The organism is Actibacterium atlanticum, from assembly GCF_000671395.1.
GTDB lineage: Bacteria > Pseudomonadota > Alphaproteobacteria > Rhodobacterales > Rhodobacteraceae > Actibacterium_D > Actibacterium_D atlanticum.
This window is the reverse complement of the sequence record NZ_AQQY01000007.1, coordinates 124,446-138,828: the sequence shown is the minus strand read 5'-3', so window position 1 is coordinate 138,828 and position 14,383 is coordinate 124,446. Positions and strand designations below refer to the sequence as shown.

The 14,383-nt window shown below is 58.7% G+C and carries 20 protein-coding genes; 9 read left to right on the top strand and 11 right to left on the bottom strand.

Going from position 1 to position 14,383, the window contains the following annotated elements; all coding sequences use genetic code 11:
- The first annotated feature begins 40 nt into the window (after nt 1–40).
- Both ATO10_RS11880 and ATO10_RS11875 read left to right on the top strand, forming a co-directional pair.
- Nucleotides 41–637, top strand: coding sequence for an SAM-dependent methyltransferase (locus ATO10_RS11880; RefSeq protein WP_035251726.1), 597 nt, complete (start codon nt 41–43; stop codon nt 635–637).
- A 41-nt stretch (nt 638–678) separates the two neighbouring features.
- Nucleotides 679–2,028 (top strand): MATE family efflux transporter, encoded by a 1,350-nt coding sequence (locus ATO10_RS11875; protein WP_035251724.1) that lies wholly within the window; start codon nt 679–681, stop codon nt 2,026–2,028.
- A gap of 4 nt (nt 2,029–2,032) precedes the next feature.
- On the opposite strand, the gene ATO10_RS16040 is transcribed toward ATO10_RS11875, so the two are convergent.
- The 4 genes from ATO10_RS16040 to ATO10_RS11855 all read right to left on the bottom strand — a co-directional run bounded on the left by ATO10_RS16040 (nt 2,033) and on the right by ATO10_RS11855 (nt 6,670).
- Nucleotides 2,033–4,042 carry an acyltransferase family protein gene (locus tag ATO10_RS16040; protein ID WP_081806511.1) on the bottom strand — a complete coding sequence of 670 codons (2,010 nt, stop codon included), beginning with the start codon at nt 4,040–4,042 and terminating at the stop codon, nt 2,033–2,035.
- Nucleotides 4,039–4,452: a hypothetical protein gene (locus tag ATO10_RS11865; RefSeq protein ID WP_035251721.1), complete on the bottom strand. Its 414-nt coding sequence runs from the start codon at nt 4,450–4,452 to the stop codon at nt 4,039–4,041. The genes ATO10_RS16040 and ATO10_RS11865 overlap by 4 nt, the downstream gene beginning before the upstream one ends.
- Before the next feature lie 219 nt (nt 4,453–4,671).
- Nucleotides 4,672–5,283: an SGNH/GDSL hydrolase family protein gene (locus ATO10_RS11860; RefSeq protein ID WP_035251718.1), complete on the bottom strand. Its 612-nt coding sequence runs from the start codon at nt 5,281–5,283 to the stop codon at nt 4,672–4,674.
- A gap of 184 nt (nt 5,284–5,467) precedes the next feature.
- Entirely contained in the window at nt 5,468–6,670 is a 1,203-nt protein-coding gene (locus tag ATO10_RS11855; protein ID WP_035251717.1) for a pyridoxal phosphate-dependent aminotransferase, read from the bottom strand.
- A gap of 139 nt (nt 6,671–6,809) precedes the next feature.
- Here ATO10_RS11855 and ATO10_RS11850 point away from each other — a divergent pair, with 139 nt between their 5' ends.
- Both ATO10_RS11850 and ATO10_RS11845 read left to right on the top strand, forming a co-directional pair.
- A complete protein-coding gene (locus ATO10_RS11850) occupies nt 6,810–7,070 on the top strand; it encodes a succinate dehydrogenase assembly factor 2 (protein ID WP_035251714.1) in 261 nt (86 codons plus the stop codon).
- A 144-nt stretch (nt 7,071–7,214) separates the two neighbouring features.
- The gene (locus tag ATO10_RS11845; protein WP_420313645.1) at nt 7,215–7,712 is read left to right on the top strand and encodes a MarR family winged helix-turn-helix transcriptional regulator; all 498 of its coding nucleotides are present in this window, start codon (nt 7,215–7,217) and stop codon (nt 7,710–7,712) included.
- Here the strand turns inward: ATO10_RS11845 and ATO10_RS11840 are convergent, their stop codons facing one another.
- Entirely contained in the window at nt 7,713–8,141 is a 429-nt protein-coding gene (locus ATO10_RS11840) for a VOC family protein (protein WP_035251710.1), read from the bottom strand.
- A gap of 156 nt (nt 8,142–8,297) precedes the next feature.
- Here ATO10_RS11840 and thyX point away from each other — a divergent pair, with 156 nt between their 5' ends.
- The 3 genes from thyX (at nt 8,298) to ATO10_RS11825 (ending at nt 10,054) form a co-directional block, all read left to right on the top strand.
- Complete coding sequence (gene thyX, locus ATO10_RS11835) at nt 8,298–9,206, top strand: FAD-dependent thymidylate synthase (RefSeq protein WP_035251709.1); 909 nt, start codon at nt 8,298–8,300, stop codon at nt 9,204–9,206.
- 129 nt (nt 9,207–9,335) lie between these two features.
- Complete coding sequence (locus ATO10_RS11830; protein WP_035251707.1) at nt 9,336–9,665, top strand: hypothetical protein; 330 nt, start codon at nt 9,336–9,338, stop codon at nt 9,663–9,665.
- 83 nt (nt 9,666–9,748) lie between these two features.
- Complete coding sequence (locus ATO10_RS11825; RefSeq protein WP_162174099.1) at nt 9,749–10,054, top strand: hypothetical protein; 306 nt, start codon at nt 9,749–9,751, stop codon at nt 10,052–10,054.
- Here ATO10_RS11825 and ATO10_RS11820 read toward each other — a convergent pair.
- Nucleotides 10,051–10,338 carry a hypothetical protein gene (locus ATO10_RS11820; protein ID WP_035251704.1) on the bottom strand — a complete coding sequence of 96 codons (288 nt, stop codon included), beginning with the start codon at nt 10,336–10,338 and terminating at the stop codon, nt 10,051–10,053. The genes ATO10_RS11825 and ATO10_RS11820 overlap by 4 nt on opposite strands.
- A gap of 239 nt (nt 10,339–10,577) precedes the next feature.
- On the bottom strand, nt 10,578–10,784 hold the full coding sequence (locus tag ATO10_RS11815) for a cold-shock protein (RefSeq protein ID WP_035251702.1): 207 nt from the start codon (nt 10,782–10,784) through the stop codon (nt 10,578–10,580).
- 216 nt (nt 10,785–11,000) lie between these two features.
- Here ATO10_RS11815 and ATO10_RS11810 point away from each other — a divergent pair, with 216 nt between their 5' ends.
- Both ATO10_RS11810 and ATO10_RS11805 read left to right on the top strand, forming a co-directional pair.
- Nucleotides 11,001–11,312 carry an arsenate reductase family protein gene (locus tag ATO10_RS11810; protein ID WP_035251700.1) on the top strand — a complete coding sequence of 104 codons (312 nt, stop codon included), beginning with the start codon at nt 11,001–11,003 and terminating at the stop codon, nt 11,310–11,312.
- A gap of 48 nt (nt 11,313–11,360) precedes the next feature.
- Nucleotides 11,361–11,717, top strand: a complete 357-nt coding sequence (locus tag ATO10_RS11805) for a hypothetical protein (RefSeq protein ID WP_035251697.1) — start codon at nt 11,361–11,363, stop codon at nt 11,715–11,717.
- Here ATO10_RS11805 and ATO10_RS11800 read toward each other — a convergent pair.
- From ATO10_RS11800 to ATO10_RS11785, 4 genes are all read right to left on the bottom strand, one after another.
- Nucleotides 11,699–12,262: a DoxX family protein gene (locus ATO10_RS11800; protein ID WP_035251693.1), complete on the bottom strand. Its 564-nt coding sequence runs from the start codon at nt 12,260–12,262 to the stop codon at nt 11,699–11,701. The two genes, ATO10_RS11805 and ATO10_RS11800, sit on opposite strands and share 19 nt — an antisense overlap.
- Before the next feature lie 2 nt (nt 12,263–12,264).
- The gene (locus tag ATO10_RS11795) at nt 12,265–13,020 is read right to left on the bottom strand and encodes an HvfC/BufC N-terminal domain-containing protein (protein WP_035251691.1); all 756 of its coding nucleotides are present in this window, start codon (nt 13,018–13,020) and stop codon (nt 12,265–12,267) included.
- Entirely contained in the window at nt 13,017–13,877 is an 861-nt protein-coding gene (gene bufB / locus ATO10_RS11790) for an MNIO family bufferin maturase (protein WP_035251689.1), read from the bottom strand. The genes ATO10_RS11795 and bufB overlap by 4 nt, the downstream gene beginning before the upstream one ends.
- Before the next feature lie 63 nt (nt 13,878–13,940).
- Nucleotides 13,941–14,219, bottom strand: coding sequence for a BufA1 family periplasmic bufferin-type metallophore (locus ATO10_RS11785; RefSeq protein ID WP_035251902.1), 279 nt, complete (start codon nt 14,217–14,219; stop codon nt 13,941–13,943).
- Nucleotides 14,220–14,383: the final 164 nt, after the last annotated feature.

Below are 14,383 nucleotides of genomic sequence, written 5' to 3'. Positions count from 1 at the left end.
TCATATTGGGGGCGATGGTTTTCTTTTGTGGGGCAGCAGCATGTGGAATGAGCGTTACGCGGGGCAGGAGTATCTGTTTGGAACAGCGCCCGCGCAATTTATGGATCGGTTGGGGCCGCATATCGCCGCCGGGCAGTCGGCCCTGTGTGTGGCCGACGGTGAAGGGCGAAATTCGGTCTGGCTGGCTGAACAGGGGCTGGATGTGACCGCCTTTGATTTCGCCCCCAACGCGGTGGACAAGGCGCTGGCACTGGCGCAGACCCGGGGGGTCACGGCGGACATTCGTCAGGGCGATGTCACCACCTGGGACTGGGGCGCGCGGCCCTATGATCTGGTGGCGGGGGTGTTCATCCAGTTCTTTGGCGCCGAGGGACGCGCCCGGGTTTTTGACGGGATGAAACAGGCCGTGGCGCCGGGCGGGTTGATCGCGCTGCATGGCTATACGCCCAAACAGCTGGAGTACCGCACCGGCGGGCCCGGCGTGTTGGAAAACCTCTATACCGAAGACCTGCTGGCCGAGGCTTTCGCGGGCTATGAGATGTTGCGGCTGGAATCTTACGAGGCCGAGATTGATGAAGGCGCTGGGCACAGGGGCCGTTCGGCCTTGATCGACATGATCGCACGTCACCCCGGCTGACGGGGGTGGACCCGGCATTTTCGCTGGCATAAGGCTGGGGGATGACGCAGGTCGCCCAAACATATGCGCAGCACTTTCGTGCCATTTTGATACTTGGCCTGCCTTTGGTGGGCAGCCAGTTGGCGCAATTTGGGATCACGCTGACCGATGCTGTGATGCTGGGCTGGTATGACGTTGAAGCGTTGGCCGCCGAGGTGGTCGGTGGCGGTATTTTCTTTGTGCTTTTCGTGGTCGGATCGGGATTTGCCATGGCTGTCACGCCCATGGTGGCGCGCGCGCGTGCTGCCGGAGAAGGCCGCCAGCCCCGCCGCATCACCCGCATGGCACTGTGGCTGTCGACGCTGTTTGGTCTGGCCTGCTTGCCGGTCTTTGTGTTCTCGGGGCCGTTGATGCGGGCGCTGGGACAAGAAGACACAATCGCTGAACTGGCGCGCCAGTATCTGAGCGTGCGGGGCTGGGGCATTGTGGCAGCGCTGTGGGTGATGGTGTTGGAAAGCTATCTGGCGGCATTGGAACGCACCCGGGTGATCCTGTGGGTGACCTTGGTGGCGGTGGTTCTGAATGCGTTGGGCAATTACGCGCTGATTTTTGGCAATTGGGGAGCGCCAGAGCTGGGCATCGCCGGCGCGGGCTGGGCTTCGTTGGGGGTCAGCGGGGCGATGGTGCTTGTGCTGGTGGTCTATGTGATCCGTGCGGTGCCCGACGACAGTCTGTTTACCCGGCTTTGGCGCCCCGATTGGGAGGCCTTTCGCGCCGTGTTTCAGCTGGGATGGCCGATCGGCATCACCCATCTGGCCGAAGTCGGGCTGTTTGCGTTCTCGTCGGTGATGATGGGCTGGATCGGCACGATAGAACTGGCCGCCCATGGGATCGCTTTACAGATCGCATCGCTGGTTTTCATGGTGCATCTGGGGCTGGCCAGCGCGGGCACGGTGCGTGCCGGACAGGCCGTCGGGCGGCAAGATCAATTCAACCTGCGCCGAGGTGCCATGGTTCTTGTCTATATGTCCGGCGCGGTGGGCGTGGTGACGATCCTTGTTTTTCTATTGCTGCCTGAAACCTTGCTGGGGTTGTTCTTGTCGCCGCAGGACCCGGACCGGGGGGCGGTAATCGCCATCGGGATCGGGCTTTTGGCCGCAGCGGCGCTGTTTCAGTTTGTCGACGCGGCCCAGGTGCTGGCGATGGGCTTGTTGCGCGGCGTGCAGGACACGCAGGTGCCCATGGTACTGGCCGCGGTGTCCTATTGGCTGATCGGCATGCCGGTGGCCTATGTTCTGGGATTCACCTTGAACTGGGGCGGCATCGGCATCTGGCTGGGGCTGGCCGTTGGGCTGGCGGTTGCCGCCGCATCGACCATGTACCGTTTCTGGACCCGCAACTACATCGCCTAGCCGGTTAACCGCCGCGCGCAGCGAACCAAGTGAACGGGTAGGGCCCCGTTTCAATCAGACGGCGGCCAAAATACGCCTCTCCCTTGGCGCTCCAGTGATGCCCGTCGCGCCAGTAAGCCACATCGCATGTGATGATTTCTGTGGCCGGGTCATAGATATGCATCTGCGACAGCGGCAGATAGCGCAGCCCGTCCACGCCAAGCTGCGGAATGCGCTCTTGGAAATAGGTATCCAACTGGGTGAACAGCGCCATCTGACCGCTGCGCAGTTTATAGGAGACATCGCAGCCCTGGCGCATCACCTCGGCGGCGGGGACATGATGTTCGACGCGGGGCGCAAGGAAATACACCGGCACATGTGCGGCGAGGCGGGCGGCATAATCCAGCCCGGTCTCAACAAGTTCCGTGTTCAGCGTCAGCGGCGGGATTTCGGCGTCATAGGCAAGGGCGCGCAGATCCTGAACAAGAACCGGGCTGCCAGAGGGCCAGACCATCTGGGGTGAAGACAGCTGTTGAGTCACAACGGCTTCGAAGACTTCGGGGTGGCGGCTGGCGAAATCCAGAATCTGATCCAGCGAGCATTTGTCGACCGGGCGATTCAGGCGACAGCCCCCCAGGGTCAGCCCCAGAATGAAGGGGCGCTCTGACGCCGCAACCATGGCGCCGTGCAGGTCTTCGGCGATGCTGTCCCCCAGCACGGCAACCGCAGGGCCATACTGCGCATAGCAGGCGAGAATTTGTTCTTCGGTCTGGGCATTGAACTGGCGGTGGTTCCGGGTGCAGGGGCGAGACTTATCCGGGCGGGTTTTGTGGTTTTCACGGCCATCGTGCAGCAGGGCATACTCTCGGGCGATGTCCGGGTTGGCCAGTTTCCAGCGTTCCAGCCGCCCGTCCGAGGCCCGTCCGTAAAGCCCGTATGCAAAGGTCACGGCGATCAGCACAGCCGAGCCGATAAATATCTGGCGGCGCGAAAACTTTGCGTCGGTGCCACGGCTGCGGAAGGGTTGTTCTACAAACTTCCATGACACGAAGGCCAGCGCGAAGGTCATCGCGATTAGCGCGGTGGTCAGCAGGGCGTTCAGGGGCACCCATTCTTGCACCCTGGCAAAGGCCAACAGGGGTTGGTGCCATAGGTAGGCGCTGTAACTGATCAACCCGACCCAGACCAGCAAGGGCAAGGACAACAGGCGCGCGGTTTGCGTGCCGTCGCGGGCGAACAGCAACACCAGCGCGGTGCCAACCACGGGCAACAAGGCATAGATCGAAGGGAAGGGGACCTCTTCAGAATAGCCAAAGATCGCGGCCACGATCATCGCCAGCCCAAGGCCCGCCAACCAGCCATTCGTCTGCGGTGCACGCCGCGCCCAGATCGCACTGAGAGAGCCGATGAAAAGCTCGAACGCGCGCGACCCGATGAAGTAGAAGTTGATCGTCGGTTCGTTTCGCCAGCCCCATTCCGCCAAGGCCAAAGACGCCAGCGTCATCGCTGTCAAAGTTGCCACGATGGTTTTTGGCCCGGCCTTCCAAAGCGCCCACAGGATCAAGGGGAACAGTAGGTAATACTGTTCTTCGACCGCCAGGCTCCAGGTGTGCAACAGCGGGCTTTCTTCGCTGATCGGGTCGAAATACCCCGAGTTTGCCCAAAAGAACACGTTCGACAGGAACACGGCCGCTGTGCCCGCGCTTTCGGCGAAGTCCTGATACTCGCCGGGCAGCAGGATCAGCTCGGCTGCGACCACGCAGGCGGCGATCATGGCGAACAGGGCCGGAAGGATGCGCCGGGCGCGCCGTTCATAGAACGTGACCAGAGAGAACCGGTCTTTTTCCAGATCATTCATCAGGATCGAGGTGATCAGGAAGCCGCTGATGACAAAGAACACGTCGACCCCGACAAAGCCGCCGGTGAAAAACGGCACCTGAGCGTGGAACAGGATTACAGGGACAACGGCGATGAACCGCAATCCGTCAACTTCCCTGCGATAGGCAAGCGGAGAGTGCACTTTAGGAGGAGTCATTTTTGCGGGGTATTCTTCATGATGCGGTCGGCTTTCTTGCGTACCAATACGGTGCGCAGGTCATGCATGGCCAGCAACAAAGAATCTGTCACCGTATCCAGCTGATCGTCCGTCGCTTTGCTTTGCGCCCATTGGGTGGTCAGGTTCAGATGATCCACCGTGCGCAGGATATCGTCGATGTTGCGCTCTTCCAGCTGGGCGCGACGGGCCTCCATCCATTTCTGGATGGCCGCCATGTCAGCCTCAGAAAGCTCGCGCCCGCCGTGGGGCTTGATGTCACCGTTTTTGACATTGGCCACCGCGATCTGATCCATCTCGATACGGCGCTGACGGTTCTCCGTGTCGATACGGAAAACCATGGCGCCGTTTTCACGCACGCGGAAATAATACTCCGGCAGTTCGGTGGTCATGCTCGCGGTCCTCTTGGTGAGAGTATCGTTAACAGAACCCGGCACGCCCCGCCAACATGGTTTTGAGCCGCAAGCGAAAAGGCGCGCCCGAAACTTGTCGTGCCTGACGTTTCAGCATGGGGCGGGTCGAGCGGTGTGGTCTGAAGGCCCGTTGCATGCCCATAGTCACGGGTGCAGCGGCGCTTGCGAATGTCTGCTCCGCCGCAGTGCGCGCACCCGTCAGTTTGGCCCAAGCGTCCGAAGAATCGCGTCCACGATCTTTTGTCCGCCTTGTGATGAGGGCTCTATCGGGGACATCGCCGAAAAGTCACCTTGTTCTGCACATGCCATGTCCAAACGGATCACGGGTATATCACGCGCCTCTGCGAGACCTTGGATTATGGCATTAAAGGCGCTGATCGCAGAGGGCGCATGATCCCTCATTTCCTGCTCTGCGAAAGGGATTGCGGTGTAGATTGTGCAGACGCTTACTCTGAGGCCAAGTTCAGAAACCGCGTCTAACATCCAACCATAAGCGATTTCAAAATCCGCGAGTGGCGTCGCGATAAGTTCTTTCAGATTGCTGCCTTGCGCAAGCTGAGGGAGCAGATAGCGGAGTTTCATAAGATCGTTTCCACCGATACTCACAACAATATCTGTCGTGTGTGTTGGCACCTTCTCAAGCTGGGTCGGAATGTGTTCCATGCAGTCGCCATCTACGGCGACTTTGAACGCCGACCAGGACTTTGGGATTGAACGACGCATCTGTTCGATGACGCCAGGTTCCCCTAAAATGTACCCATCGTTGTCAAAGATGGAGTCTCCCATTAGGCAAATATGCTTTTCAAACATCGAATTGCTCGTTCTAGAAATTTAACTCTATGAACCACTACCTGTTCTAGCCAATAATTCAATCACCGTTCCGAAAGCGGTTGTTCCTTCTGCTCTGGGGAGCGACAACTTCGTTCCGCCCCCCAGACATGAAAAAGCCCCGCAGGGTCCTGCGGGGCTTTTCAAATTCAGCAGGGGCTCTGGCTTAGCTTAGCGAGGCGCAGAAATCCTGGATGCGGGTGCAGGCTTCTTTCAGGGCCTCGTCCGAGGTGGCATAGCTGACGCGGAAGTTGGGTGACAGGCCAAAGGCCGCGCCGAAGACCACGGCCACGCCTTTTTCTTCCAGAAGGGCGGTTGCGAAGCTCTCGTCATCTTCGATCTTCACGCCTGCGGGAGAGGTTTTGCCGATGCAGCCTGCGATGGACGGGTACACGTAGAAAGCACCTTCGGGCATCGGGCATTCGATGCCCTCAGCCGCGTTCAGCATGTCGACCACCAGATCGCGGCGGCGTTTGAACAGCTCGTTGTTCTCAGGGATGAAATCCTGCGTGCCGTTCAGGGCCTCCAAAGCCGCATACTGGCCGACCGAGCTGGGGTTGGAGGTGGACTGCGACTGGATCTTGCGCATCGCGCCGATCAGCTCAACCGGGCCCGCGGCGTAACCAATGCGCCAGCCGGTCATGGCATAGGCTTTGGAGACACCGTTGCAGGTCAGCGTGCGCTCATAGAGGCCCGGCTCGACCTGCGCGGGGGTGCAGAATTCGAAATCGCCATAGGTCAGGTGCTCGTACATGTCATCGGTCATGACCCAGACATGGGGGTGCTTCATCAGCACATCGGTCAGCGCCTTGAGCTCGTCCCAGGTATAGCCCGCGCCGGTGGGGTTCGACGGCGAGTTGAAGATCAGCCATTTGGTCTTGGGCGTGATCGCGGCTTCCAGCTGTTCGGGCGTCAGTTTGAAGCTGTTTTCAATCGGGCACTCAATCGCGACGGGCTCACCCCCGGCCAGCAGCACCATATCGGGGTAGGACACCCAATAGGGGGCGGGGATCAGAACCTCATCACCCGGGTTCAGCGTGGCCACAAGGGCGTTGTACAGGATCTGCTTGCCGCCGGTCCCGACCGAGATTTGCGCCGGGGTGTAGTCCAGACCGTTGTCGCGCTTGAACTTGGCGCAGATCGCGTCTTTCAGCTCGGGGATGCCGTCGACGGCGGTGTATTTGGTGTGGCCCGCGTCAATCGCGGCTTTCGCGGCATCCTTGATGTTTTGCGGCGTGTCGAAGTCGGGCTCGCCCGCGCCAAGGCCGATCACGTCTTTCCCGGCCGCCTTCAGCTCGCGTGCTTTGTTGCTTACCGCGATGGTCGGCGAGGGCTTAACACGTGCAAGGGATTCGGAGAGAAAGGTCATGGGTGCCTCCTGTTTGAAAATGGGCCGTAACCCTCTTAGGGTGCGGCGCGGGGGCGTTCAAGACGGATTGACCGTTTTGCCCTTGCAGCGCGGCAAAATGCGCTTCATTCAGCGTGAAAGTCCAGTGAGGAGACAGCAAATGGCGGAACTTCGCGAACATCGACTTAAGCGGATGAAGATGCGGGCGTGGCATCGCGGCATGAAAGAGATGGATTTCATTCTGGGCCGGTTCTCGGATGACACGCTGCACAGCCTGTCTGATGCTGATCTGGATGCATTGGATGCGCTGATGGAAGAAAACGATCAGGACCTGTATAAATGGGTCTCGGGTCAGGAACAGGCCCCTGCCCAACACCAGCCCCTGATCGAAACCATCGCCCGCCACGCCGGGGCGCTTTAGGGCGCGAGACGGGCCCGCGCAACGGGCCGCGTTTCAAAGGGTTTTCACAGATTATTTTGCGGCGTACGCAAGTTTTGCTTCGAATTAACGGAATGTTCGAGAAGTACCCCTAATTCTGTTCACGTCAAGAAGACGGAGAACAGTATGAGTATGCAACGTCCATTCCCGGCCCCCATGCGGCAGGGTTTCATCGCCGGGTATCTGGAGGCGCTCGCTCTGGTAGAGCGATTGCACCGACTTTTGCTGGATGTGATCAAGGATGAATTTGAGCGGGTCGGCGTGCTGGAAATCAATCCGGTGCAGGCGTTGCTTTTGTTCAATGTCGGGGATCACGAGGTCACCGCCGGAGAGCTGAAAAGCCGTGGCTATTACCAAGGCTCGAACGTCTCGTACAATCTGAAAAAGCTGGTGGAACTGGGCTATATGCATCACCAGCGCTGCGAGATTGACCGGCGTTCCGTGCGCGTGCGCCTGACCCCAAAGGGGCGCGAAGTGCGCGATGTCGTGGCCGACCTGTTTGAACGCCATGCCGATGGCTTACAGGACAAAGGCGTGATTGATCATGCCGGCCTTGAAGATATCACCAGCAGCCTGCGTCGCATGGAACGCTATTGGAGCGATCAGATCCGCTATATCTATTGATCACCAATGCCCGGTGTTGCCCATGCTGGCCCAGGGTTCCTGGGGCGGCAGGTCCTCACCGATTTGCAGCAGCTCGATCGAGACATTGTCCGGGCTGCGCACAAACGCCATGTGCCCATCGCGCGGCGGCCGGTTGATGGTAACCCCGTTGTCTTGCAGAAACTGGCACATGGCATAGATGTCTTCGACCCCGTAAGCCAGATGGCCAAAGTGGCGGCTGTCAGCGGGCAGGCCATCGTCTCCGTCCCAATTATAGGTCAGTTCCAACGGGCAGTCCTCTTGCCCCTCGGGGGCCATGAAGACCAGTGTAAAGCGCCCGCGTTCGCTGTCGTGGCGTCGGGTCTCTTTCAGACCCAGCAATTTGTAGAACGCGACGGAGGCCTCCAGGTCTTTTACCCGAACCATCGTGTGCAAATAGCGTAGTTTCATCCTGGGTTCCGTTCTGTGTTGGCACTGTCAGATATGGATATCACCTGATTCTGATGCGGCTGTAAATTCCATGCGTCAACCCGCATATCGCGGTTTGCGTGGTTGGCTACCATATATATAGTGGTGCAACGACTCAGAATCGAGAAGGACTCCAAGATGCCCCTGAGCCCCGAGCAACTGGCCGAAATTGAAGAGCTACGCGCCAACCCTCAGCCCACCCTGCGGGCGGTATCTGCGGGGATGGAACAGCATCTTTACAAGCCTCTTGAGGTTCTGGACCACGGTTTTGTCCGCGTCATCGACTATATGGGGGATGACGCCGCAATCTGTCAGGCAGCGCGGGTGTCTTATGGCAAAGGCACCAAATCCGTCAGCAATGACGAAGGGCTGATCCGCTATCTGATGCGGCACTGGCATTCGACCCCGTTTGAAATGTGCGAGATCAAGCTGCACGTGAAACTGCCGGTCTTTGTGGCGCGTCAATGGATTCGCCATCGCACTGCCAATGTGAATGAGTATTCTGCCCGCTATTCAATTCTGGACCGCGAGTTCTATATCCCCGAACCGCAGCATATCGCCGCGCAATCGGTGGTGAACAACCAGGGCCGGGGCGAGGCCCTGACCGGCGAGGAAGCCGCCCGCGTGTTGGAGATTCTAAAATCCGACGCTGCGCGCTGTTACGATCACTACGAAGAAATGATCAGCCAGGAAGATCAGCAAGGTCTGGCCCGCGAGCTGGCCCGCATGAACCTGCCCGCCAATATTTATACGCAATGGTATTGGAAGGTTGATCTGCACAACCTGTTCCATTTCCTGCGTCTGCGCGCCGATGCCCACGCGCAATACGAGATCCGCGTCTATGCCGATGCGATTTGCAACGTTGTGGCAGATTGGGTGCCCTTTGCCTTTAAAGCCTTCGAAGATTACCGCATGGGCGGCGCGACCTTGTCGACCAAGGCGCTGGATTGCGTCCGTCGGATGCTGAAGGGCGAAGACGTTAGCCAGGAAAACTCGGGCATGAGCAAGGGCGAGTGGCGCGAGTTCATGGGTATCCTCGAGAACTGATCCGCTACGTTACCACATAGGAAACACTCTGTTTCAGTGTCGCCTTGAAATTGACATATTCGGCGCGACCGTTAAGGTGTTGTTAACAAAAAAATATTTCGAGCAGCACCACAGTTTGTAGAGGTTGTTATGACGTACACCAAATACGCCGCGGCCGCGGCGGCACTGCTTGTGACCTGCGGGTCTGCTCTTGCCAATCCGGTCACCGATTCCATCACGCGCCAGTGGGATTACACCGCCCCGGCCGAGTTCAACTCGCCAGCGCCACGGGCGGCCAACGCCCCGACCATTGCCTGCCCGGCAGGTCAGACCGCGCTGGTTGGGACCATGGGGGTCTATTGTGAATACAAGCCCACCGGTCGTTTCGTTCAGGTGGACGACGTGCCCCAGGGCTATGTCGGACGCGTGTTCTATATCAATACGCGGCAGGGGCGTGGCACCCAGGGGCTGGGCTGGTAACCTTTTCGGAAACCGGGCCTCCACAGATCGTCATATAACTGTTACAATCGGCTTCGAACCCCACGTTCCGGAGCCGATTTTCAGTGTTTGCCCTGCGTTTGATAGCTGTTTGTACCCTGTTGCCGTCGCTGGCGAGCGCAGCGTCGCCGGTTGCGCCAATACTCTGCGCGCCCAAACAGGAAATGCGCCAAAAGCTGACACAGCAGTTTGCTTCGACCCAGATTGCTGCGGGCATTCGGGATCGGGAAAGCGTGATGGAGGTTTGGAGTTCCGTCAGTACTGGTGACTGGACGATGGTTGTCACCTATACGGATGGCAACAGTTGCATCGTTGCCATGGGGCAGGACTGGTTTGACCTGCGGCCCGTTCCCGATCAGGACCCGGCTTAACCTTGCCAGAGCAAATCTGCGCTGGATTGGCGTAAATCCCGCACTTGCGGCCCGTTTTGCGTTTCCCATTCTTTGAAACGTAAATAGGCCAACTGCATGATCGTCGCTTTTTGCGCCGTGTCACCGGTCTGATAGCTGTGCAAATCGTCACTGCTTAGAAACTGTAGCTTGACCGTCTTATAGATTTTCGCACAGTGCATTGCCTCGTCTTTTGGCAAGAGCATCTGCGTCGCGGCCTCATCGCAGGCATAGTATATCGCGAGCAGTGAAATAAAATCTGTCATGCAAGCCCCCTTAGGCTGGGGTGGCAAGCGCAGATGCGGAAGCAAAGCCGCCGCAACGGCGTCTTACCTCCCATGTGATGAGCTTAGGTTAGCCCAAAGGGGTTAATAATTGCAGATGTGCAATGCTGCGATGCAGCGAAGGGCGGCACTTGTGGACATATTTTGAGCTCAAGGCCGTCAAAATAAGCAGCCTTGATGTGAATTTTTATAATCCGGTAGGGAATTGGACGGGGCTGGCGCTACATCGCTTTCAAGTCTGCGGCCAGCTGCCGGCCATCACGGCCTTCCTGCAGCTCATAGGACAATTTCATGTTGTCCGTCAGTCCGGTCATGCCCGAGCGTTCAACCGCTGAAATATGCACGAATACATCTTTGCCGCCTTCGTCGGGCGCAATGAACCCATAACCTTTGGTGGTGTTAAACCATTTCACAGTGCCGGTCGGCATGCCGTTTCTCCTTAATGTATGCCCTGTCGCGGTATTGCGTCGGGTCAGCACAGCCTAGGTCTTCCAAGTCTTCCGGCAGCCCCTTATGGAGGAGCGGACGTCCAAGAATTTCCGTTGCCACGTAAAAATCATGAAGTACGAATCGCGCCAAAAGCAAGTGACAACTCTATTGCAAATGTGTGACGCAGCACGGGTGCACAAAAATTGGAGAAAGAGATGCGTATTTACGGTCTGAAAAACTGCGATACCTGCCGCAAGGCGCTGAAATCGTTAGCAGGTGCCGAATTGGTGGACGTTCGTGCGACTCCGTTAAGCGCCCAACAGCTTGAAACATTTCTGGCAGAGTTTGGTGAGGCGCTGGTCAATCGGCGTTCAACCACATGGCGTGGGTTGGATGACACTGCACGTGCGCGCAGCCCGCAAGATTTGCTGACGAAATACCCTGCCTTGATGAGGCGCCCTGTGATTGAAGCCGGGGACAAGCTGTATCTGGGCTGGGGCAAGGATGTGCAGGCGGCGCTTGGATAACCCGCCCTGCGCCCCTATGTTTGCGGCGGTACTAGTAAGGAGAGCGTAATGCGGAATGCGGCCCTGACCCTTGGGGTGATTGCAGGTGTGATTGGCCTGATTGTCGGCTTTTTCAGCTATGGATACACGGTGTTCATCGACGCGTTTGGCGAGATCGGAAGCGTTGCCCAACAGGTTGAAAATGTTGGGTTGGTGCGGGGCGCGGCCCTGCTGGCGCCGATTTTGGCCATTGCGGGGGGCGCCATGGCCCGGTCGCAAAATATCGCCGCCGGAGTGCTGTTGCTTCTCTCGGCGGCGGGGATGTTCTGGGCGTTCGGTTTTGGCGTGTTCACCATGTTCCCGATCGCGATGAGCGCTTTGGGCGGGGTATTGGCCCTTGCGGCGCGTCAGCCCGATGCGGCCTGACGCCCGAGAATGCGATCCAAAGACAAGGGGCCGGCGCCTTTGATCACGATGGTGATCAGGATGGTCATCCAGAACAGGCGCTGATCCAGCACCACCGCATCCGGCACCTTGTCAAACCACGCGCCCAGCGTTTCGGCATGTGCGATACCGCCATGGCCGTAAAGATCTGTCAGGCTTTGAACCACGACAAAACCGATCATGCCCAAGGCGGCAAGGCGGGTGGCAAACCCGATCACGATCAGCAGGGGCAGGATGAATTCAGCATAGGTGCCGGCCAGCACCACCAGCGTGTGAAACAGGCCCAGCTGCGAGGTGTCATAGCCTACGGCCTCCATCGCTTTGGGAAAAATCTGGGCGTAAGCGTTCAGGGAAGGGCTGAAGAGCCCCAGGAGTCCGTCGCCCAACTTGGTCAGACCTGACTTCCAGAAATAAATCAGAAGCGTTGCAGCAAAAGTAAAACGTGCAAGCGTTGGAATCAGCCAGGACTCCGTCTTGGATTCGACTTGGTCGAATACGGAATCATGCAGTGTTACCAGAGTGTTCATTGTCATCCCTCATTCAATACTTCTGTTATGGCACCGGTGTGCAAGAGCATTTGCAAAACGGGCGTCAGGTTGAAATTTGTAAACTGGGCTTCCGCGGCCTCGACCGCGTTACCAAGGGTTTGACCGGCCATCAGGGCCAAGACAAAGGCCGCGCCCCCGGCGGGAAGCCGTTCGATTACCGGGTCAAACTCGGGCCGGATAATCAGGGCATCCTCGGGCTGGGCTGTGGGCGCTGGGGCGCCTTCGATCATATTGGCGCGCCAGATACCAACCACAGGATGGGCCGAGCATATGACCTTGAGGCTGGGCGCAAGGGTCAGGCGCAAAGCCAGTAGCTGATCCGCCGACATGGTCGCCATGGCCGAACAATCGGCAGGCGTGGCATCGGCAGCGTGATAAGAGTCCCGCAGGGCCAATTCCAGCCGCGCCACATCGGGCAGGTAGGGCAGGTGGGCGACGGGCGCAAACCCGGCCAGACAGGTCGGCATTTCTTGCCCAAAGAACATCAGCATTGGGGTGGCGGGCGGATGGGCGCGCAGGTAAATCCCGCCCATCGCATCAAAAAACTCATCCCCCAGCAGTTTGCGCAGCACCGGAAAGCCGGTGCGCAGTGCGTCCAACAGGCTGGAGGCCACGTTGTTGCGATAGACATCAAACCGCTTGGTTGCGGGTTGGCCATCAGGGTTGGTCAGCCCCTCTGGCACCTCGCGCGCCGGGTCCAGCAGCGCAGCGGTGAAATCGGTTTGTCCGACGCTCATGGGGATACCTTGTCCAGCACCAGGGCCGCGCGGGTGGCTTCGGCCGCCAGTTCCGGCCAGTCGGGCACGTCGTTGTCCCATTCGATCAGCGTGGGCCGGGCGCCTGCGCGTTGGATCGTGTAGTCGTACAGCGCCCAAACCGGATCAACCACGGGCTTGCCGTGGCTGTCGATCAACAGCGGCGCGCCGGTTTCGTCTTCGTCTTCATCGTGGCCGCCCAGATGAATTTCACCCACCTGCGCCAGCGGAAAAGCGTCGATATAGGCGCGGGCGTCGAGGTTTTGGTTTGTCGCCGACACAAACACGTTGTTGACGTCCAGCAGCAGGCCACAGCCAGAGCGCCGGGCCACTTCGGCCAGAAAGTCGGTTTCCTGAAGCGTGCTTTCAGCAAAGGCCAGATAGGTGGATGGGTTTTCCAGCATCATTTCGCGGCCCAGCACATTCTGAACCTGATCAATATGATCGCAGACGCGGGTCAGCGTGGCGTTGGTATAGGGCAGGGGCAGCAGGTCATTCAGGAAGTGGGTATCGTGGGTGGACCAGGCCAGATGTTCGGAAAACCGGGCCGGTTGCAACCAGCCAACCAGATGTTTCAGACGGTCCAGATGATCCTGATCCAGCGGCGCTTCGCCGCCAATCGACAGCCCGACCCCGTGCACGGAAATCGCATAGCGTTCCGCCAGATAGCGCAGTTGCGCCAGCGGGCGGCCACCTTGACCCATATAATTTTCAGCGTGAATTTCGAACCATTCGACGGGGCCTGCATCCTGCATGATGTCCGCAAAATGCTGGGGCTTGTAGCCAACACCGGGCCGATTTGGCAGGCGATCAAAGCGTTTGGGCTGCGCATCAAGCATGGGGGTCTCCGGAACGGTCAATGGTAAGACCCCCCCGCGATGGCGGAGGGGTCTGGGCGTGGCTTATGCCGGCAGGTCGCGCTCCAGCGGCTCCAGCGAGCCAACGCGACCTTCGGGCAGTTCCATGGTTTCGCAGGTGCCTGCGGGAACCAGGGTCCAGGCGTTGCCTTGGTAATCAACGGTCGAGGTGCCAGCGCAGGTGGTGCCGGGGCCAGCAGCACAGCCGTTTTCGCCAGCCAGCGAAACACCATAGCATTTTTCATTGCCCGCAGCGTGCGAGGCGGTGGTGAAAGCAGCGGCTACTGCGCTTGCAACGGCCAGAGTTTTTACGGTTTTGGACATGGTCATTCCCTTACTAAAAAATCCGAGTGCGTCGTCTCCTTGCGACACCAATAGAGGTAGTATGCCAGGGTGTTAAAATACTACTCACATGGCTGTGTTGCACGCGTGCGTTATGAACTGAAACAATTGAAAATCCGTATGTTAGCAGGTGCAGAAAGATAAAA